The sequence below is a fragment of the Sphingomonas sp. P4_D12 genome (assembly GCF_056401895.1).
Genome location: NZ_JBFUIL010000010.1, coordinates 154,980 through 173,209, shown reverse-complemented (window position 1 = coordinate 173,209; position 18,230 = coordinate 154,980). Strand labels below are relative to the sequence as shown.

The 18,230-nt window shown below is 64.9% G+C and carries 12 protein-coding genes and 1 tRNA gene; 3 read left to right on the top strand and 10 right to left on the bottom strand.

All coding sequences use genetic code 11. The features are described 5' to 3' along the window. Position 1: 1 nt before the first annotated feature. The 8 genes from AC1DSD_RS18810 to pnuC form a co-directional block, all read right to left on the bottom strand. The gene (locus AC1DSD_RS18810) at positions 2-3,382 is read right to left on the bottom strand and encodes a trifunctional glycoside hydrolase family 18/polysaccharide deacetylase/glycosyltransferase family 2 protein (protein WP_478032243.1); all 3,381 of its coding nucleotides are present in this window, start codon (positions 3,380-3,382) and stop codon (positions 2-4) included. 72 nt (positions 3,383-3,454) lie between these two features. Next, positions 3,455-4,624, bottom strand: a complete 1,170-nt coding sequence (locus AC1DSD_RS18805; protein WP_478032241.1) for a glycosyltransferase — start codon at positions 4,622-4,624, stop codon at positions 3,455-3,457. Beyond that, positions 4,624-5,571, bottom strand: a complete 948-nt coding sequence (locus AC1DSD_RS18800) for a hypothetical protein (protein WP_478032239.1) — start codon at positions 5,569-5,571, stop codon at positions 4,624-4,626. Before AC1DSD_RS18800 ends, AC1DSD_RS18805 begins: the two co-directional genes overlap by 1 nt. 47 nt (positions 5,572-5,618) lie before the next feature. Beyond that, entirely contained in the window at positions 5,619-6,377 is a 759-nt protein-coding gene (locus AC1DSD_RS18795; protein WP_478032238.1) for a DUF2334 domain-containing protein, read from the bottom strand. A gap of 110 nt (positions 6,378-6,487) precedes the next feature. Beyond that, entirely contained in the window at positions 6,488-7,168 is a 681-nt protein-coding gene (locus AC1DSD_RS18790) for a spermidine synthase (RefSeq protein WP_478032237.1), read from the bottom strand. 146 nt (positions 7,169-7,314) lie between these two features. After that, positions 7,315-9,126, bottom strand: coding sequence for a translation elongation factor 4 (gene lepA / locus AC1DSD_RS18785; RefSeq protein WP_066807655.1), 1,812 nt, complete (start codon positions 9,124-9,126; stop codon positions 7,315-7,317). A gap of 74 nt (positions 9,127-9,200) precedes the next feature. Continuing rightward, positions 9,201-9,734: an AAA family ATPase gene (locus AC1DSD_RS18780; protein WP_478032235.1), complete on the bottom strand. Its 534-nt coding sequence runs from the start codon at positions 9,732-9,734 to the stop codon at positions 9,201-9,203. After that, entirely contained in the window at positions 9,731-10,336 is a 606-nt protein-coding gene (gene pnuC / locus AC1DSD_RS18775; protein ID WP_478032234.1) for a nicotinamide riboside transporter PnuC, read from the bottom strand. The genes AC1DSD_RS18780 and pnuC overlap by 4 nt, the downstream gene beginning before the upstream one ends. Positions 10,337-10,584: 248 nt before the next feature. Between pnuC and AC1DSD_RS18770 the strand changes: the two genes are divergently transcribed. The 3 genes from AC1DSD_RS18770 to AC1DSD_RS18760 all read left to right on the top strand — a co-directional run bounded on the left by AC1DSD_RS18770 (position 10,585) and on the right by AC1DSD_RS18760 (position 13,042). Then, on the top strand, positions 10,585-11,331 hold the full coding sequence (locus tag AC1DSD_RS18770) for a CsgG/HfaB family protein (RefSeq protein ID WP_478032233.1): 747 nt from the start codon (positions 10,585-10,587) through the stop codon (positions 11,329-11,331). A gap of 256 nt (positions 11,332-11,587) precedes the next feature. After that, a complete protein-coding gene (locus tag AC1DSD_RS18765; protein WP_478032232.1) occupies positions 11,588-12,886 on the top strand; it encodes an FAD-dependent oxidoreductase in 1,299 nt (432 codons plus the stop codon). Positions 12,887-12,965: 79 nt separating this feature from the next. Further along, positions 12,966-13,042: transfer RNA gene (locus AC1DSD_RS18760), tRNA-Pro, on the top strand. Positions 13,043-13,205: 163 nt separating this feature from the next. On the opposite strand, the gene AC1DSD_RS18755 is transcribed toward AC1DSD_RS18760, so the two are convergent. After that, positions 13,206-15,707 carry an ABC transporter permease gene (locus AC1DSD_RS18755; protein WP_478032230.1) on the bottom strand — a complete coding sequence of 834 codons (2,502 nt, stop codon included), beginning with the start codon at positions 15,705-15,707 and terminating at the stop codon, positions 13,206-13,208. A 10-nt stretch (positions 15,708-15,717) separates the two neighbouring features. After that, positions 15,718-18,225, bottom strand: coding sequence for an ABC transporter permease (locus AC1DSD_RS18750; protein ID WP_478032229.1), 2,508 nt, complete (start codon positions 18,223-18,225; stop codon positions 15,718-15,720). Positions 18,226-18,230 lie beyond the last annotated feature (5 nt).

The following is an 18,230-nucleotide window of genomic DNA, read 5'->3' as shown; positions in this document are numbered from 1 at the left end:
CCTACCCCGTCTGCACCCGCCCGGTGCGTTGCAGCTTGCCCCAGCCGACCAGCGGGCCGCGTAGCGCCTGGGTGATCGCTTTCAGCACGACATAATACATCACCTGGCGGTACCCGATCCGCTGGGGGATCAGCAGCCACAGCAGCGACCATTTCTCGCGGCGTTCGAGTGCGAAGGCGACGATCGCCGAAAGCAGGTCGATCGCGGTGAAGATCAGCCAATAGGCCAGCATCTTCTCGATACTGTGCTGGGTCTGGTCCCAGCCGTGCTGTTCGACCGCGAGCCAGGTCAGCGCGAAGCTGACGATCAGCGCGAGGTCGATGATCGGGCTGATCGCGGCGAGCACGATCTGGAACACGATCGCCTGGGGCAGACCGATCCAGGCGAGGCCACGCGGCTTGCCACGGCCGATGATCGTGCCGTGCTTCCACAGACATTGCAGCGTGCCATAGGCCCAGCGGAAGCGCTGTTTGGCGAGGCCTTTGAAATTCTCCGGGCTTTCGGTCCAGGCGACGGCGAATTGGTCGTAATGGACTTTCCATCCGGCACGCTGGATGGCGATGGTCAGATCCTGATCCTCGGCCAATGTATCGTCGGGATAGCCGCCGACCGAGCGGATCGCCTCGAGCCGCCACGCGCCGACCGCGCCCGGCACCACGGTCATCGCGTTGAGGCTGGCAAGCGCGCGACGCTCGAGATTCTGCGCGGTGATATATTCGAGCGCCTGCCATCTGGTGACCAGATTGACGCGGTTGCCAACCTTGGCATTGCCCGCCACCGCGCCGAGCTTCGGATCGCCGAACCAGCGCGCCAGTCGCGCGATGGTGGTCGGCTCGAACTGGGTATCGGCGTCGAGCGCGATCACGATCTCGCCGGTCGCGAGGTCGAGGCCCCGGTTGAGCGCGCGCGCCTTGCCGCCATTTTCGAGCGTCAACAGGCGCACCCGGGGATCGTCGGCGAAAGCGTCGCGCACGATCTCGCTGGTGCGGTCCTTCGATCCGTCGTCGATCACGATCACTTCGATCCTGACATCGGTCGAGGCGAGCACCGTCCGGATCGACCGCTCGATCACCGCTTCTTCGTTATAAGCGGGAATCATCACCGTCACGAAGCGATCGGGATCGATCGCCGGGAACACCGTCCGTCCCTCGCGCCGCGCCTGGATCAGCGCGAGCGCCGACAGGATCACCGCGCGCAGGATGCCGATCGAGATCGCGAAGAGGAATATCCAGCCCAACGCGGTGACCACCGCGCCGATCGTACCGAACAGGAACAAATCCGCCTGGGCCGCGGCTCGGTCACTTGATGAAATCGGCGGCATGGCCTGGTCGCGCGACAGGCCGGCGAGTTCCGACACCGGCACCAAGGTGAAGCCCATGGCGCGCAGCTTCTCGATGATCGTCGGCAGCGCCTCGACCGTTTGCTGACGGTCGCCGCCGGCATCGTGGAGCAGGACGATATTGTGGCTACACTGTAAATCGTCGCCCGACGCGCAGCCGGTGCCGCGCTTGGCGACGCCATCAACGACATTGTCGATGATCGCCTGGACGCCCGGCCGCTGCCAATCCTCGGCATCGACATGGAGTCCCACCGAAATATAGCCACGCTGCTGCGCGCGATAAACGGGCACGAGTTCGTCCGCGGTCGTAGGCTCGGCATCGCCGAAATAAGGCGCGCGGAACAGACGCAGCGAGCGCCCGGTGAAAGCCTGGAACAACCGCTGATTGGCGTTGAGTTCGATATCGGTGTCAGTCGCCGAGGCGCCGGCGAGATTGGGATGCGTATAGGTGTGGCTGCCGACCTCATGTCCCTCGCGCACGATGCGTTCGAGCAGCCCGCGTTCGGTCAGTCCGTTTTCCCCGACCATGAAGAAGGTCGCCGGCGCGTTGTAACGCTTCAGGATGTCGAGGATCTTCGGTGTCCATTGCGGATCGGGACCATCGTCGAAAGTCAGCGCGATCTTGTTGGGACTATAGCCGGTCCGCTGGATCATATACTGGCTGGGCAACGTCAGGAAATCGACCGCGGTGATGCCGCCGTCGCGCCCGGTCGTCACCTTGCGTTGTCCGGCGGCAGGCGTCGCCCCGACCTTCAGGATCTCGCCACGACCCTCGATGTCGACATCGGTACCGTTCGGGATCGCCTCGATCACGTTGGCCGGTGGCAGCGTGGGATGCGATCGACCGAAGATCGACCAGATGCCGGGGTCTTCAGATCCCAGCCGCCACAACGCGATTCCGCCCAGGCCGGCACGCCGCAAAAAGCCAATCTGGTTGTAGGCGGACGCCGCGTCGAGGAACCAGACGACGTGTTTCTTGCCATCCTCCTCGTACGAGAAGCCCGAATTGCCACTCGCCGAATCGAAGCTCGGCATGGCGTCCGAATCGCGCGCTATCTGCCATGCTTCTTCGACCGTGACGGGATCGCCGCCACCGGGATACCAGTTGTAACCGTAACTGCCGATCGTCACGACCAGCTTCGATGCCGAGACGCCGTGCGCCGCATCGGCCACGGCGCGCGCGAACCAAGCCTGCGATGCGACCGGCCCGGGATCGCCCGAATTCTCATGCTCGTCATACGACATCAGAAAGATGCGATCGACGATCTTGGCGTATGCCGGCAGGTTCCACGACCGGTCACCGACTGGCACCGCGATCGTTATCAGCCAACCGTGTCGGTCGAATCGGGTGTTTGCCTCGGCGAGAAACGCGAGATAGTCGCGTTGCGCCGATGGCGGCAGCTGCTCGAAATCGAACATCGCGCCCGCCGCGTGGTTGGCGAGCAGCCAGGGCTCGAGCTTGTCGAGGAACGCCTTGCGCAGCGTCGGGTCGTGGAGCATCGCCGCCATACCGGGTCCGTCGAACTGCCCCTGGATCGCGTTCTGGATCATCGGCAGGATCAGCGGGCGGTGCGCAGCGCCATTGATCACGGCACGCCCCGCGGTATCGCTGAACACGGTGATAGTGTGCTTCGGTCCGGTGACCGAAACCCAGCCAGGAATCACCCAGTCGAGATCGTTGATGTGACGGCGCAGCGATTCGGCGCTCTGCCCGTCCCACGGCACGTGGAAGGCGATCGCCAGCGGAACGTTGCCGACGGTCTTGGCTTCCTTCGACCGCGTCTCGCCGGTCAGCTTACGCCCATACCAGTCGATCGTGCGGCCAGTGCGTTTGAGCAGGGTGTCGTGCGGCGGCGCCAGCCGGTGCAGCGGCCGCTCGGTGTTGATCGGCAGCAACGGTTGCGACGGCACGATCCCGATCGAGGCGCCGAACACCACCGCGGACAGTAGCAGCAGCACGATGAACGCCGCGACGCCGAGCGCGAAGCGTCGCCGCCGCCGGCCCGAGGGATCATAGAAGATTGGGGCGCCTGCTGCGGTCATCGGATGCGCGTCGTGGCACTGCCTGCGTCCGCCTTCAAGTGGGTGCGTTCGATCGGCGCGATCGGCCGCGCATCACGCCGCCGCACGCGCGACCGATCGCTCGTAAACCGCGAACAGATCGCTGAAATGCGCGTCCATCAACCGCACCTGCGGCGCCAGCGCCGCGGCACGCCGACGTTCCCCATGAAGATCGTCGCCAAGATAAGCCGTCAGCCGCTCGCCGAGATCGCGCGCGTCACATGCGGCATAGCGGATGCCGCATCCCGGGCGGTGATGGTCGGCGGCACCGCCGCGATCGGGCAGGATCAGCGGCAGCCCGCTCGCCGCGCCCTCGGCGGCGACCATGCAGAACGTCTCCGCCTCACAGCCATGGATCAGCGCGTCGGCGCTGGCCAGCATCCGCGCCAGCCGGTCGCGATCGGTGATCGCCGGGGCGACGATGATATGCGGCGACCCGCGCGTCGCGCGAATCACCCGCGCGCGATCGCGTCCAGCACCGAACAGGACCAGCCCGATGGCGTGGTGCGATCCCGCCGCCAGCACCGCCTCGCAGATCATCGGCCAGCGCTTCTCGGGCGCCATGCGGCCAAGCCCGACCAGCAACGTCGCCTCGGGCGGCAGGCCGCATTGTTCGAGCATCTCGCGGCGCAAATCCTCGTCGCGCAGATCGGGAGAGAAAACCCCCGGCTGCACGCCCATCGGAATGGTCTGGGCCTTGGTCACGCCGCCGGCGCGCAAACGCTGCGTCAAATCGTCGCTGGCGCTCACCACGAAGTCGAACTGGCGATCGAGCTTGCGCAAATGCCGCCAATACCATTCGAGCCGGCGGTCGATCGTCGAGATCGAGAACATCCCCTGCAGCCAGCGATAAGGATAGGCCGACAGGAAATCGCAATGCATGATCAGCGCGCGCGGGGCATCGCCGCGCCACTGCCCGACCATCGACGCGCTGGTCCAGGGCGAGGCGACCTCGACCAGATCGGGCCGCCATTGGTCGAGCGCAGCGTGCAGCCGGTCCTGATCGTCGAAATAATGATAATTGCGATCGAGCGGAAACGGCGCCGCAGCGATCGTCGCGATGATCGCACCGGGTGCTACTTCCTCGATCCGGTCCTCGTCGCCGGGCGCGAGAATGACGATTTCATGCCCCGCGCGGGGACCCGCCTGCAGCTTGCGCTCGACATAGGTTTTCACGCCCCCGCCGGCGGGTGTGTAGAAAGCGCAGACATCGACAATGCGCATCAGCGTGCCTCGACGTGCAGGGCTTCGCGCGCCAGGTCGGCGATAGCGAGCGCGGCGCCGATCACGACCTGGCCGGCAAAGAGCACGCCCGCGACCAGGGCGACCGTATCGGCGACGTCGGGCACATCGTGCAGCATGCCGGCGGCGAGGCCGGCAAACACCAGATCCTTGTTGGGCAGAAACGGTAGGCGAGTGACGAACTGACGCGCCGCCGACAGCAGCAACCACCAGCCCACAGACGCGCCCGGCATGACCATTGCCCACAGCAATCCGAACATCAGCGTCACCGCGATCGACCGCGCCGTGTGGATCGCCGCGATCCGCCAGAATTGGGCGCGCGACAGCGCGAACAGGCGATGACGGAACAGCATCACCGCCATCGACGAGGTGACCAGGAGCACGCCCGACCACAGGATGTGCGGGTTCATCGCGCCGAACTCTAGCGGCCCCGGCACCGCGATCGCCGCCAGCAGCAGCGCCAGGGTAACGATATTGCCGGCCAGCGCCGACAGCACCGCGACGTCGCGCACTGCCCCGAAGGGCGAGCCGGGGATCGACGCGTTGCGGCGTGCCCAGAGGTAGAATTGCAACTCGCCCGAATAGCCGAACAGCAATTCGTTCGACGCCGATTTGCGGAGCAAGGCGGTGAGCCCACCGATCAGCGGCAACGGCCATAATCCGCGGAAGATGATATAATCGGCGATCGGCTGGATCGCGAGCAGCAGCGCCATGCCCACCCAGAAGCCGGCTGATACCGGCAGCAGTTGATCGAGCGCGATCAGGTCGGCTCGACCCAGAACGCGTGCAACGACGAAGATGATCGCGATCGAGAGGATGGGCCCCGTCCAACGAAGCCAGGGGGCAGCAGCGCGATCCCCCGCGCTTCGTGCCCAATCGGCAACCGTGGCGGCCTCCATTCCGCGTACGGCCCGTGACATGTCGTTCATTCGATCGCTACCTTACCCGTCCCTTTCCCGTGTTGGTCTCTGGCCGCTCACGCCCCCATGGCCGGCAGAAGTTCGCTGTACCGCGCAAAACGCGCCCCGCGCGACAAACTGGCAACCGTGCGCGCGATACTGTCCGTCAGTGCCGGTACGTTGGTGTCTCCAGGATGAACGGCGAGGCGCATCCATGGACGGCGCGGCAAAGCGGCGCGCGCCACAGCCGCGACGGCGAGCGACGAAGCGATCCGCCAGCGGCTGCGGCTGGCCCAGGTGATCACCGGCCCCTTGGCGACGACCTCACCGGTCGTGGGACGCCACACTTTCATGTGATCCTCAGCAAGCGCGAAGCCTTCCTCGCCCAGCGCCCGCATCGCGCCCTCGCCATAGAGCCAGGCGGGCGCGACGAATCCGGTCGCCGGTCGGCCGATAATGTCCTCGATCAGCTTGCGCCCATCAGCCATCCGACTGCGCGCGGTATCGTGATCGAGGCCCAGAAACTCCCCCTCACCGGCGGTCATCCGCTTCGCCTTGAACTTGGCCAGCGCGCCGTCATGCTCGCTGCGGTCGAGGTGGAACCAGCCATGGACGAACATGTCGACCCCGGCGTCCGACCAGGCCCGCAGCCGCGAGGCGAAGGGCGTGCCCCCGCGGATCGGTGAATCGCCCCAGTGATCGGGCACGACCAGCATCGCATAACGCGGCGCCGGCATGTCGCGCGAGACGAGCTCGGCGAGCCGATCGACCTTCCCCTCGAACTTCGGGGAAACGTCGTGGATCGAAACTAGCAGGGAGGGTTCTGGGCGGGGCATAAGGGAATGGGCAACAGCGTCGCGTCGGGTTGCGCGCCGCTAGGCCCGTTTCGGGTGGACCGCAAGTGCAGGAATGTCGCAGCCTGTCGCCGCGATTTGCACGCGGAAAGCTAAGCGGCGCTGCGCGTCCCGAACCAGAGCACATGCCGCGGGCCCTTGCCGTTGCTGCGGGCGCGGGTCACGACCTCGTCCACAACGAACCCACATGAGCCGAACTTGCGGGCGAACCGCGGATCGGGCGCCGCCGACCAGATCGCCAGGATACCGCCCGGGCGCAGCGCGCGCCACGCCGCCTCAAGGCCGCGTTCCGAGTAGAGCCGACCGTTGCTCGGGCGGGTCAGGCCGTCGGGGCCGTTGTCGACGTCGAGCAGGATGGCGTCATATTGGCCTTGCCCGGTATCGATCAGCGTCGCCACGTCGTCCCCGACGACGCTGACGCGCGGATCGTCGAGACAGCCGGCAGCGAGCTCGGCCATCGGGCCGCGTGCCCAGTCGATGATCTCGGGTACCAGTTCGGCCACCGTCAACTTTGCATCGGCACCCAGCGAGCGGAGTGCGGCGCGCAAGGTGAAGCCCATGCCATAGCCGCCGATCAGCAGATGCGGCGCCTTGCGGGCACCGAGGCGTTCGCACGTCGCGGTCGCCAGCACTTCCTCCGATCCGCTCATCCGGCTGTTCATCAGCTCGTTGCGATCGAGCACGATCATGAAATCGGCGCCACGGCGGAACAGCCGCAGCTCGTCATTGGTGCCGGGGATGCGCGCGACATCGATTAGTTCGCGGGGGATCATATGGTGTTTTCCTGGTCACCCCCGGCCTTGTGCCGGGGGCCAAGGTGCCGCGATGGAAGTCATTGAACCTCTTGCCTTTCGGCCTGCCGCCCGTTGGCCCCCGGCACAAGGCCGGGGTGACGGCTGGGACGGACGCGCGGTTAGCCTCAGCTCTCGTCACCCATCCTGAGCGCGGCGATGAAGGCTTCCTGCGGAATCTGCACGCTGCCATATTCGCGCATGCGCTTCTTGCCTTCCTTCTGCTTGTCCAGCAGCTTGCGCTTGCGACTTATATCACCGCCATAACATTTGGCCGTAACGTCCTTGCGCATAGCGGCAATCGTCTCGCGCGCGATCACCTTGCCGCCGATCGCCGCCTGGATCGGGATCTTGAACAGATGGCGCGGGATCAGGTCCTTGAGGCGCTCGCACATGCCGCGCCCGCGGCTTTCGGCGGTGCCGCGATGGACGATCATGCTGAGCGCATCGACCGGCTCGTTATTGACCAAGATCGACATCTTGACGAGGTCGCCCTCGCGATAGCCGATCTGATGATAGTCGAAGCTGGCATAGCCGCGGCTGATCGACTTCAGGCGATCGTAAAAGTCGAACACCACTTCGTTGAGCGGCAATTCGTAGGTCACCTGCGCGCGGCCGCCGACATAGGTCAGGTTCTTCTGGATGCCGCGCCGGTCCTGGCAGAGCTTGAGGATCGAGCCGAGATATTCGTCGGGGCAATAGATCGTCGCCTCGATCCACGGCTCGCTGATCAGCGCGATCTTGTTGGGATCGGGCATGTCCGCCGGGTTGTGCAGCTCGATATGGCCCTGCCCGTGGGTCAGCTCGATCTGATAGACGACCGACGGTGCGGTGGTGATCAAGTCGAGATCATATTCGCGGGTCAGCCGCTCCTGGATGATCTCCAGATGGAGAAGGCCGAGGAAGCCGCAACGGAAGCCGAAACCAAGCGCGGCCGAGGTTTCCATCTCGAACGAGAAGCTGGCGTCGTTGAGGCGCAACCTCGAAATGCTCTCACGAAGCTTTTCGAAGTCATTGGCATCGACAGGAAAAAGCCCGCAAAACACCACCGGCTGGACTTCCTTGAAGCCCGGCAGCGGCGCGGTCGCCGGACGCTTGGTGTCGGTCAGCGTGTCGCCGACCCGCGCTTGCGCCACGTCTTTGATCTGCGCGGTGATGAAGCCGATCTCGCCGGTGCCGAGCTCGGTCAATTGCTCGATCTTGGGCCGGAAACAGCCCACGCGGTCGACCAGATGCTGGGTGCCGGCCTGCATGAAAGTAACTTGCTGGCCCTTCTTGAGCACGCCGTCGATCACGCGGACCAGAATGACGACGCCGAGATACGAATCGTACCAGCTGTCGACCAGCATCGCCTTGAGCGGCGCGGATGCGTCGCCCTTGGGATGCGGGATGCGCTGGACCACCGCCTCGAGCACTTCGGCGATGCCGATCCCCGATTTGGCCGAGGTCAGCACCGCGTTGGAGGCGTCGAGCCCGATCACTTCCTCGATTTCGGCCTTGACCTTTTCCGGCTCGGCCGCGGGCAGGTCGATCTTGTTGATCACCGGCACGATCTCATGGTCGTGCTCGATCGATTGATAGACATTGGCGAGCGTCTGCGCCTCGACGCCCTGAGCGGCGTCGACCACCAGCAGCGCGCCCTCGCACGCCGCCAGGCTGCGCGAGACTTCGTAGGCGAAGTCGACATGGCCCGGCGTGTCCATCAGGTTGAGCGTATAGGTCTCGCCGTCCTGCGCCTTGTAGGACAGGCGCACGGTCTGTGCCTTGATGGTAATCCCGCGCTCGCGCTCGATGTCCATATTGTCGAGCACCTGCTCGGACATCTCGCGTTCCGACAGGCCGCCGGTCGCCTGGATCAGACGATCGGCAAGCGTCGACTTGCCATGGTCGATATGAGCGATGATCGAGAAATTGCGGATTTTGTCGAGCGGCGTGGACACGATGATCTTTGCAATGAAGAGGGATTTGCCGCGCCGATAGCAGGCATGCGGCCAAACGCCAAAGGGCAAGGACCCTAAGCGCCTGAGAGTGACTTCTCGGTGCCGAGGATGGCGCGAAGCGCGGTCAGATAGCGCTGATCCCCCTCTCCACTCACCATCGTCCAGCGCACGCCGCGGCGTTCGAGCACTTCCATCGACAGTTCGTAGAAGCGTCGGCGCTTTTCCGGGGTACCGAACATTCGCGTGCCGTCGTCCACCCAGGGAAGGTCGATATCGAACAGCAGATAGAGATCGGCGAAGCCGTTCCACGAATCGAACCATTTATCGTGGCGCCCGAACAGCATCTCCGCCCAGACCTCGGTCATCAACGGGTCGGTGTCGAGGATCACCGGCGTCCGCCCGCTGGCGATCGCCTGGCGCGTCTGGGCGTCGTGCGCCTGGGCGATCGCGACCAGATCGGCCATCGTCCAGTTGGTGCCGAACGCCTCCGTATAGGTGCGGCCATATTCGACCACACAGGCCGAGCCGAAATGGCGCGCCAGTTCGGGCGCCATCGTGGACTTACCGGTGCTTTCTGGACCGTGGAGGCAGATCGAGCGGAGCTTCATGCCGCCGCCCTTTGCCGCGCGGCGTTCCAACCCGCCAGCCCCAACAGCGAAATAGCGAGCAGCACGACGTAAAGCGCGGTGGTAATCCACAGTCCCTTCGCCGCGTACAGCCCGATCGACAGGATGTTGGCGGCGATCCACAGCCACCAATTTTCCAGCTTGCGCACCGACATCAGGATCTGGGCGGCAACGCTGGTCATCGCCACCGAGGCATCCCACCACGGCAAAGCGGCGTCAGTGAAGCGGTGCATCAGCCAGCCCCAAGCGCCGACTGTCACCAGAATGCCCGCCAGCCAGCCCAGCCGCGCGTTCGCGGTCAGTCGTTCCACCACGACCTCGCCCGCGTTGATTTCTGACCGCCGCCATTGCCACAAGCCATAGAACTGAACGACCAGAAAGAAGAGCTGTAGCAATGTGTCACTGTAGAGCTTCGCATGGAAGAACACGACGGCATAGATAGCGACGCCGACGATCCCGAACGCAAAATTCCAGATACTTCGCAGCGCGACCAGCACGACGTTTACGAGGATCAGCAGTGCAGCGACGCCTTCGACCGGCGACATCTCGCTCAGGAATTCGCGGACGATATCGAGCGATGCCATCGCGCCCAACGATAGCGCCGCACATGTCGGCGGCAAGGATTTCCGTGCGGCCGCCAGCCGGAACCGGGCAAACCAATGACGGAAAATGCCTATTTCGGATCATCACGCTCTGCTAGATATGGATCAGGATGCAGGGCGGGTCGCATCTCCCGCATCGTCAAGCATGCGTCACGGCAAAGGCCGGGCACGTGCGAATGGGTCATCCGCGCCGGATCGCTCGAGGGGCATCGGTGCTTGGGGAGGTTTAGATGCGTAAGTTGATGATAGCGGCCGCCGCTGCCGCAATGGCGTTTTCCGTTTCGCCGGCGTTCGCCGGACCCGACAGATCGTCGGGCCGCAAGGACCAGGATCGCGGCATGCGCGAAATGCCGCATTGCGCGAAGCCGCTCGGCACGATCGCGATGGTCGAGCCCGAAAACCAATGGTGGCGGCAATATAGCCTGGGCAGCCCGGAGGCGATCATCAAGGTGTTCGTCCAGGAATCGCATTGCTTCACGTTGGTCAATCGCGGCCGCTCGATGCAGAGCCGCGCGATGGAACGCGCGCTGGCCGATAATGGCGAGCTTCAACGCGGGTCGAACATGGGCAAGGGCCAGGTCCGCGCGGCCGACTTCCTGCTCGAACCCAATATCGTTACGACGAACGACAATTCGGGCGGCAGCAATGTCGGTGGTGCGATCGGCGGCGTCCTCAGCCGCTTCGGCGGTGGTGGCGCGAATGTGATCGGCTCGCTCGCAGGCGGCATCAACATCAAGAAGGGTGAAGCCAACGTCACTTTGTCGGTGGTCGATTCGCGCACCACCGAAGAGCGCGTCGTCGAGGGCTATTACCGCAAGACCGATGTCGGCTTCAGCGCGTCGACCAGCGCGAGCTGGTGGGGCGGCTTCGCCGGGGCCGGCGGCGGCGGATATCAGAACACGCAGATCGGCCAGGTCATCGTGCTCGCCTATCTCGACGCCTACATCAAGATGGTCGACCAGCTCGGCGGCCGGTAACAACGACACGATAGGTCTACTAACCCCTCTCCCGCGTGCGGGAGAGGGAGGGGCCCGCCGCCGTCAGGCGGTGGGAGGGTGAGGGTCTTCTTTCCTCTTCGGTTCGGTCAAAAAAGAAGAAAGAAGACCCTCACCCAACCCTCTCCCGTAAACGGGAGAGGGCTAATGTAATTTAACGCTTCCCCGCACAATCCAGGCCGTTGCCGATGACGGATACACGCCCTAAGCATCCCCTCCTGACCTATCAGGAGGGGCCATGCGTCACGTTGCGATCATCGGATCGGGTCCCGCCGGCTATTACACCGCGGAAGCGTGCCAGAAGCAGTTCGGTGACCAGGTCCGGGTCGACATCATCGACCGCCTCCCCGTCCCCTATGGCCTGATCCGCACCGGCGTCGCGCCCGACCATCAGTCGATCAAAGGCGTGTCGCGCCGCTACGAAGCGACCGCGCTGTCGGACAATGTCCGCTTCGTCGGCAACGTGACCGTCGGCACCGACGTCACCATCGCCGAACTGGTCGGCCTCTACGACGCCGTCGTCCTCGCGACCGGCGCGCCCGCCGACCGGCCGCTCGGCATTCCCGGCGACGATTTGCCCGGCGTGACCGGATCGGCGGCGTTCGTCGGCTGGTATAACGGCCATCCCGATTTCGCCGACCTCGCCCCCGTGCTGAGTGGGCCAGGCGCGGTGATCGTCGGCGCGGGCAATGTCGCGCTCGATGTCGCGCGCGTGCTCGCCAAGACCGGTGCCGAGTTTGCCGGCTCCGACATTGTCGGCCACGCGCTCGACTCGCTCGCGACGGCTTCGCACGAAAGGATCACCATCCTGGCGCGGCGCGGCGCGCACCAGATCGCGATGACCCCCAAGGAGCTTGGCGAGCTCGGCCATCTCGAACGCGCGGTACCCCATGTCGACCCGGCCGATTTGCCGCCCGAGGCCGAAGACGCCGCGCTCGAGCCGGGGCTGCGCAAGTCGGTGACGCATTTGCGCAATTTCGCGACGCTCGACGTGGCCAAGCCGATCACCATCGAGTTCGACTTTTACGCGATGCCGGTCGCGATCGAAGGCGACGGCAAGGTCGAGCGCGTCATCGTCGAACGCACCGTGATCGACCGGGAGGGTCGCGCCAATGGCACCGGCGAAACCTATGTCATTCCCGCTGCTTTGGTGGTGAGCTGCATCGGCTATCGTACCCCGCCGATCGACGGCGTACCCTATGACGCCAAGCTCGGCCGCTTCGCCAATGACGAGGGCCGGATCGCGCCCGGCCTCTACGCGGTCGGCTGGGCGCGGCGCGGGCCGACCGGGACGATCGGCACCAACCGTCCCGACGGCTTCATGATCGCCGAGCAGATCGCTGCCGACACGCCCGACGATTACGGCAAGGAAGGACGCGCCGGGCTCGACCTGCTGCTGCGCGACCGCAATGTCGACGTGGTCACGTTCCGCGACTGGCAGAAGATCGAGGCAGCCGAGATCGCCGCGGCGCGCGACGGTTCGCCTCGCGAGAAGTTTACCAGCATCGACGCTATGCTGGCGGCGCGGGGAGTCTGACTCAAGCGCTTGCGCGACTCCCCGGGCATGGTTATAGGCGCCCCCTCGCACGGCCGGGTTCGCCCGGAATTGCGCCGGTCGGGGAATAGCTCAGCCTGGTAGAGCACTGCCTTCGGGAGGCAGGGGCCGGAGGTTCGAATCCTCTTTCCCCGACCAATTTTCCCGAAAAAGCGAACGTCCGGGGGACGTTCGCCGGGAAAATTCCCGAGCGATAGCGAGGGCGGATAGCCCGCCGCTCCTCAACATCCTGATGCCAGCATAAGAAAACGCCGGGACGTCTCCGCCCCGGCGCCGCAGTTTTCAGGCCCTCCCCTGAACCCTATTCGTAGCGCAACGCCTTGATCGGGCTCGCTTGCGCGACCCGGACAGCGTGGCCGGCGATCGTCCCCGCCGCGATGATCACTGCCAGCAAGCCTGCCTCGACGAACGGCAGCGGCGTCAGCGTCACTCGCGTGTCGAAGCCGTTGAGCCAGCCGCGCATCAGCCACCACGCAACCGGCCACGCCACCAGGTTGGCAATCAGCACCGGCCGGCTAAATTGCCACACGAGCAGCCGGACGATGTCGCGGGTGCGTGCACCGAGCACCTTGCGGATGCCGATCTCCTTGGTGCGCCGTTCGGCGGTGAATGCCGCCAGCCCGAACAGGCCCAGACAGCCGATCACCACTGCCAGGATCGCGAACATCCCGAACAATTGCGCGCTCTTCTCGTCGATATTGTAGAGATCGTGGACGATATCCTCGACGTACCTGGCGCTGAGCGGCACGTTGGGCACCGACCGTTTCCAGACCCGCTCGACCGTCGCCCGCGCGGCCTGCGGATCGCCGGTGAAGCGTACCATCATCTGATTGAACGCGCCGCCGGTGACATAATAATAGAGGATCGGCTGAACAGGATCGCGCGCCGATCGGTAACGCACGTCGGAGACCACCCCGACGATCGTCGCCATCACCAGGCCTGCCTCATTGCTGACCATCGGCGCCTGGATCTGTTTCCCCAGCGCCGCCGCGGGCGAGGCGAAGCCCAGCCGTCCGACCGCCGATTCCGACAGGATGATATTGGTGCCGCGCGCGACGAGCGCGCGTTCGGCATTGAGGTCGGGCGGGTTGGGTGTGGTCGAATCGTCCAGCGCGATCGCCTCGGAGAAATTGCGGCCGGCGATCACCCGCATGCCCAGCGTGTCGAAGGCATGCGTGTCGACGCCGTAAATGCCCAGCGTCACCGGCTTGCCGCCGGGCAGATTGACGTCAGTGGTGGAATTGTTGCCCGACGCAATGCCCAGAGACACGCGCGCGGCATCGACGATCCCGGGCTGCTTGCGCAATTCCTGAAGCAAGGTCGGCGCCACGGCTTCGACTTGCGCGCGCTGGATGCCGTTGAGCTGAAGCAGCCCCTGGCGCTTGTAGCCGGCATCGACATTCCGCGCATATTGCGTCTGCGCATAGATCACCGAGGTGCAGATGATCAGCCCGATCGAGACCGCGAACTGGGCGATCACGAGCAGGCTGCGCAGCCGCCCGCTACCTTCGGCATCGGCGGCCGACTTGTTGGCCTTGAGGATCCGCGCGGGCTCGAAGCGCGAGAGATAGAAAGCGGGGTAGAGTCCGCCCGCCAACCCGACCAACAGGGTCAGCGCGATCACCGGCAGCAAAAGGCCCGACATGCCAAAATAGCGGAAAGTCATATCGGCATCGAGGAACGCGTTGAGCGGCCGGATAGCGAGTTCGGCCAGTGCCAGCGCGATCAGCATGGCGATCGCCGACACCAGCATCGATTCTCCGACGAACTGGACGATCAATTGTTGGCGGCTGGCGCCCAGCACCTTGCGCAACGCCACCTCGCGAGCGCGCTGCGAGGCACGCGCGGTCGCCAGGTTGGTGAAGTTCATGCACGCCATGGCCAGGATCAGCAGCGCGACCACCCCGAAGGTCAGCACCGATTGGCGATTACCGTTGGGCCGCCCCTGCCCATTGCCTTTGCTAAGGTGGAGATCGCGCACATTGATCAGGTGGAAATTCTCGAATTGGCCCTGATTGGTCACCGGATTGCTGCCGACGTCGTCGGGGATGTTGCGCTTTTCCCAGGCCGGGAACTGCGCCTCGATCGCCTTGGGGTCGGTGCCGGGTTTCAGGCGGACATAGATTTCGCCGTTCGACCAGCTCCAGAAATTCACCACACCCGGTGTCTTGCGGAAATAATCGGTCGGATCGATCCGGACGACAGCGGTCATGTCGAAATGGCTGTTCTTGGGCAGGTCCTTGAACACGCCCGTCACGCGATAATCGGCGGTCATGTCGCCGCTGGCGACGGTGATCGTCTTGCCCAGCGGGTCGCTGTCGCCGAACCGCGCCTGAGCCTCGCTCTCGCTCAGCACGATCGAATGCGGATCGTCGAGCGCGGTCGCGGCGCTGCCCCGGACGAACGGCGCGCGGACGATGTCGAACAGCGGGCCGTCGGTGATGAGCGACTTCTTGGCGGCGGTCGGCGTGCCGTCCTGCAGGAACGTGACGTTTTGCGACGACGCCCACACCACGCGCTCGACCTGCGGAAAATCCTTCTTGAGCGCGCCGCCGGCGACATAGGCAGTGGTCAGCGACAAGCCCGGCTGCTGCCCTTGCGGCGAGGGCAGATATTCGGTCGCCAGCTCATAAGTGTTCTCGGCTTCGGGCAGCCAATTATCATAGCTGAATTCGTAGCGGACATAGGTCAGGATCAGCAGGCATGCCGCCAGCCCGATCGCCAGTCCGACGATGTTGATGACGGCATAAACACGGCTCTTGAGCAGAGCGCGGATGCCGACGGTCAGGTAATTACGCCACATCGGGGCTCTCCTATTCGTACCGCAAAGCGTTGATCGGGTTGGTCCGCGCGACGCGGATCGCGTGACCGGCGACGGTCGCCAGCGCGATGCCGAGCGTGAGCGCGCCGGCGACGGCAAACGGCGTCGGGCCGAGCGCGATCCGCGTGTCGAAGCCGTTGAGCCAGTCGCGCATCAGCCACCAGGCGACCGGCCAGGCGATCAGATTGGCGATCAGCACCGGCCGGCTGAACTGCCAGACCAGCAGTCGCACGATGTCGAGGGTGCGCGCGCCCAGGACCTTGCGGATGCCGATCTCCTTGGTGCGCCGCGCCGCGGTGAACACGGCGAGCCCGAACAAGCCCAGGCAGCCGATCACCACCGCGAGGATCGCGAAAGCGGCGAACAACTGGCCGCGCGCCGCCTCTCGTTCATATTGCTGGCGCACCAGGTCGTCGGCGAAGCTTGCCTTGAACGGCACGTCGGGAATCTGACGGCGCCACACCTGCTCGACCGCATCGCGCATCGTCGCCGGCGCCACACCGGCATAGCGAACCGCGATCTGGCTGAACCCGTTGCGCTGCATGACATAAACGATCGGCTGCAACGGCTCGCGCAGCGACCGGAAACGGGCATCGGACACCACGCCGACGATCGTGCACGGCACCTGGCCGAATTCGGGCAGCGTGAGCTTTCCCGACATCTGCTTGCCAATGGCGGCTTTGATGTCGGCGAAGCCCAGGCGATGCGCGGCACTTTCGCTGACGACGACGTTGAGCCCACGAGCGACGAGCGCCCGTTCGGCGTCCGGGTTGACCGGATGCGGTGTCGTTGCATCGTCACGGCCGTAGTTCAGCGAGAAGTCGCGACCCGCCAGGATCCGCATCCCCATCGCCTGGAAAAAGCCCTCCTGCACGCCATAGGTGCCGAGCTCGATCGCGCTCGAGCTGCCAGCCAGGAAGTAGGAGGTGATCGAATTGTTGCCCGGCGCGACCGCGATCTGCGTTCCCGCCGCGGCACGCACGCCCGGCAGCTTGCGGATCTGTGCCACCAGCGACCAGGCCTGGTCGTCCGTCACGCCGCGGAAGGACAGATTCTCGACCTGGAGCAGGCCGTCGCGGCGATAGCCGGCATCGATCGTGCGGGCGTAGACCGTCTGGGCGTAGATCACGCTGGTGCACACGATCAACGCGATCGACACCGCGAATTGCCCGATCACCAGCACGTTGCGCAGCCGGCCCGACCCCTGCGAGTCCGCGGCCGACTTGTTGGCCTTGAGGATCTTCGCCGGCTCGAACCGCGACAGATAGACCGCCGGATAAAGTCCGCCGACCACCCCGACCAGCAGCACCAGCGCGATGCCCGGCAGCAGGACGCCACCCAGCCCGAAATAATGCAACTGGATGTCGGCATCGAGGAAGCGGTTGAAGAACGGCAGGATCAGCTCGACCGCGGTGAAGGCGACCAGCAGCGAGATCAGCGAGACCAATACCGATTCGCCGACGAACTGGACGATCAGCTGGCGCGGGCTGGCGCCGAGCACCTTGCGCAGCGCCACTTCGCGGGCGCGCTGCGACGCGCGGGCGGTGGCGAGATTGACGAAGTTGACGCAGGCCATGCCGAGCACGAGCATCGCGATGATGGCGAAGGTCGTCACCGTGGCATTGTCGTTGCCCGGCGTCATCGCGCCATTCTGCGCCTTGCCAAGGTGGATATCGCGCAGGTTGACGAGCTTGTAATCCTGCCCGTCGCCAGGATTGTAGCGCTGGCCGTTGGTCACCGTGTCGGGAATGTTGCGCTTTTTCCACGCCGGGATCTGCGCCCTGATCGCGTCGATATCGGCGCCTGGCCGCAGCTTGAAATAGTGCCAGCCTTCCTGGTCGTCCCAATTGGTCAGTACCTGGGTCCGGTCGGCGAACTGAACGTCCATGTCGAACCGGGCGACCATCGCCGCGCTGAAGCTGCTGTTCTTGGGGATGTCCTTGAATATGCCGGTGACGCGGTAATCGACATTGCCCGCATTATCGACGACGGTCAGCGTCTTGCCGATCGGATCGGCATTGCCGAACCGCCGTTTCGCCTCGCTTTCGCTCAGCACCATCGAATGCGTGTCGTTGAGCGCGTTATGCGCATCGCCTTTCACGAACGGCACCTGGACGATGTCGAAGATGTTGCCGTCGACCATCCTGATCAGGCCCTGCGACGGTTCGCCGTCCTGGATCACGATCGGCGCAAAGCCGCGAACGAACACGACTTTCTCGATCTGCGGGAAATCCTTGGCCAAGGCACGACCCGCGGCGAGCGAGCTCATCTGCAGGTACATCTCCTCCCCGCCTTGCGGCGTGGGGTGATAATAGGTCTGCAGTTGGTACGCCTGATCGGTGCCCTTCAGCCAACCGTCATAGCTCTCTTCGTAACGGACGTAGAGCAGGATCAGCACGCACGCCGCCAGCCCGATCGCGAGGCCGAGGACGTTGATCGCCGCATAGACGCGGCTCTTGAGCAGCGAGCGGATGCCGACAATAAGGTAGTTGCGCCACATATGGC

What these genes read in the sequence shown, in the direction of transcription:
- AC1DSD_RS18810 (WP_478032243.1), bottom strand. Translation starts at nt 3,382, where the DNA reads ATGACCGCAGCAGGCGCCCCAATCTTCTATGATCCCTCGGGCCGGCGG.
- AC1DSD_RS18805 (WP_478032241.1), bottom strand. Translation starts at nt 4,624, where the DNA reads ATGCGCATTGTCGATGTCTGCGCTTTCTACACACCCGCCGGCGGGGGC.
- AC1DSD_RS18800 (WP_478032239.1), bottom strand. Translation starts at nt 5,571, where the DNA reads ATGAACGACATGTCACGGGCCGTACGCGGAATGGAGGCCGCCACGGTT.
- AC1DSD_RS18795 (WP_478032238.1), bottom strand. Translation starts at nt 6,377, where the DNA reads ATGCCCCGCCCAGAACCCTCCCTGCTAGTTTCGATCCACGACGTTTCC.
- AC1DSD_RS18790 (WP_478032237.1), bottom strand. Translation starts at nt 7,168, where the DNA reads ATGATCCCCCGCGAACTAATCGATGTCGCGCGCATCCCCGGCACCAAT.
- AC1DSD_RS18780 (WP_478032235.1), bottom strand. Translation starts at nt 9,734, where the DNA reads ATGAAGCTCCGCTCGATCTGCCTCCACGGTCCAGAAAGCACCGGTAAG.
- pnuC (WP_478032234.1), bottom strand. Translation starts at nt 10,336, where the DNA reads ATGGCATCGCTCGATATCGTCCGCGAATTCCTGAGCGAGATGTCGCCG.
- AC1DSD_RS18770 (WP_478032233.1), top strand. Translation starts at nt 10,585, where the DNA reads ATGCGTAAGTTGATGATAGCGGCCGCCGCTGCCGCAATGGCGTTTTCC.
- AC1DSD_RS18765 (WP_478032232.1), top strand. Translation starts at nt 11,588, where the DNA reads ATGCGTCACGTTGCGATCATCGGATCGGGTCCCGCCGGCTATTACACC.
- AC1DSD_RS18755 (WP_478032230.1), bottom strand. Translation starts at nt 15,707, where the DNA reads ATGTGGCGTAATTACCTGACCGTCGGCATCCGCGCTCTGCTCAAGAGC.
- AC1DSD_RS18750 (WP_478032229.1), bottom strand. Translation starts at nt 18,225, where the DNA reads ATGTGGCGCAACTACCTTATTGTCGGCATCCGCTCGCTGCTCAAGAGC.